Here is a 1712-nt window from a genome sequence, read left to right as displayed (position 1 = left end):
ATCCGAAAATAGGGCTTAATTTAGTCCCAAACCCGCTGTAGTGCCAAGACGTTAGCTGCAAGCGCCCATCACGCATCGATTTTCTTAGAATATTTTTATGAAAGAAAGAGAGATAATATACGACGCAAGTCCAGAAAAATTTTATGAAATATACGAGATAATAAGCTCGTCAGTGGACTATATTTCTCCGAAAGATGAATTTCATATTTGTCGATATTGCACTTTGACAAACCCTACTTTCAAATCGAAAGCACATTTTCTTCCGGAATTTATGGGAAACAAAACTCTATTTTCTTTCAATGAGTGCGATGGGTGTAATAGAAAGTTTGGTTTATATGAAACAAACTTGAGTGCTTTCAGTGGTATAAAAAATTCATTTGTTCCTATTAAAGGAAAAAAAAAGTATCCCAAATTTAAGAGTAATGATGGAAAATTCACTAACCAAGTATATGATGGCAACAAAGTTATTACGAAAGTCGAAGGCGATACAGATTTTATGAAACTTGAAAATGGTACTTTACATATTAAAGCTGAAACACAAACATTCACTCCATTATATGTATACAAAGCTTTAGTGAAATTCGCCTTATCAATGTTAAAAAAAGAAGAAGTTTTTAAATTCAAAAAAACATTTGATTGGATTGGGGAAGCAGAAAAAAAATATGACGATAATTTAACCCCATTACTTTTAATACACAATGAAAGTCGTCCGCCACTTATTCAGCCAATCGCAATACTTTCTAAAAGAAAAAACAGTGAGATTAATTCTCCTGAGTTTACATTCATACTTGCATTTGGTTTTCACAGACTTCAGATTTTTCTCCCTTTCAATTCTTCTGATGAAAAACTATTAAACAATGAAAAAACAATTTTACCACTAAACTTTCATTTTGTGACGCAAAAAGAAAAAAACAAAGGAAATTGGGGATTTGGACACTTCGACATGAATTCTCTGAAAAAAGTTAGATTGACAGATGACTTTAAATTAAATTTTACTCTATCAGAAGATAAAGAATAGTGCCAGCAGCTAACACACGCTACAAGCAATTTGGGGATTTGGCTTAATGGGAAAATTGGTTTGTATTTGGAAATATTTGGCAAATCCGAATAATGGGTTTAATTTAGTCCCAAACTGCGTGTAGCGCGGGAACGTTAGGCGTCATTTTGCCAAACAAAACAAATATTTCTAAAAATGGAAAATTGGCTAAAAAGCTTGTTTCATAATAAAAGCAAAATTGATTTGAATATCATCAAGCAAGCTATTTTTGATTATAGAATAGACGGTAAAAAATTGATGTTTGAACTCGGAAAAAAATATTCACTTGATATAAGCAAGTCAGAAGACTATGAAAAATTAATATCAAGAAGTAATGAAAAAATTCCAAGAGTAGGAAAGCTATCGGAAAATTGGAACTATGTTTTTCACGGTGGCGAATGTGGATTTCACAATAACCATCAGAAAAGTGTAGAAGTTGTTTTAAGTAATGCACCAGAATTCGGCCATATAGACGCTTGGTTTTTATTATCTTATATGGAATCAACAGAAAAATACAGAAATGAAGTAAAAGATATGAAATGGCAAGAGTTGCAGAAAGTGATTCATAAACTTTACGAAAATGGAGAAGTTCAAAATATTGAGTAAAAAAAAACGAACGCCTAACAGCTACTCCTATGTAAAGCATCATAAAGTTATTCACAACTTTTGAGGGGGT

General features: G+C 32.0%; 2 protein-coding genes. Both read left to right on the top strand.

Annotated elements, in window-relative coordinates; genetic code table 11:
- Positions 1-97: 97 nt before the first annotated feature.
- Positions 98-1018 carry a hypothetical protein gene (locus FLB_RS07320; RefSeq protein ID WP_064715312.1) on the top strand — a complete coding sequence of 307 codons (921 nt, stop codon included), beginning with the start codon at positions 98-100 and terminating at the stop codon, positions 1016-1018.
- Positions 1019-1192: 174 nt separating this feature from the next.
- Positions 1193-1642, top strand: coding sequence for a DUF6896 domain-containing protein (locus tag FLB_RS07315; protein WP_064715311.1), 450 nt, complete (start codon positions 1193-1195; stop codon positions 1640-1642).
- Positions 1643-1712 lie beyond the last annotated feature (70 nt).

Origin of the sequence: Flavobacterium succinicans (assembly GCF_001662485.1) — a bacterium.
Taxonomy (GTDB): Bacteria; Bacteroidota; Bacteroidia; order Flavobacteriales; family Flavobacteriaceae; genus Flavobacterium; species Flavobacterium succinicans_A.
Note: the sequence above shows the minus strand (reverse complement) of the source record. Positions and strands in the feature narration are given on the sequence as shown.

Bases quoted from the DNA above. Each gene is read 5' to 3' on its own strand.
- FLB_RS07320 (WP_064715312.1), top strand. From the start codon at position 98: ATGAAAGAAAGAGAGATAATATACGACGCAAGTCCAGAAAAATTTTAT.
- FLB_RS07315 (WP_064715311.1), top strand. From the start codon at position 1,193: ATGGAAAATTGGCTAAAAAGCTTGTTTCATAATAAAAGCAAAATTGAT.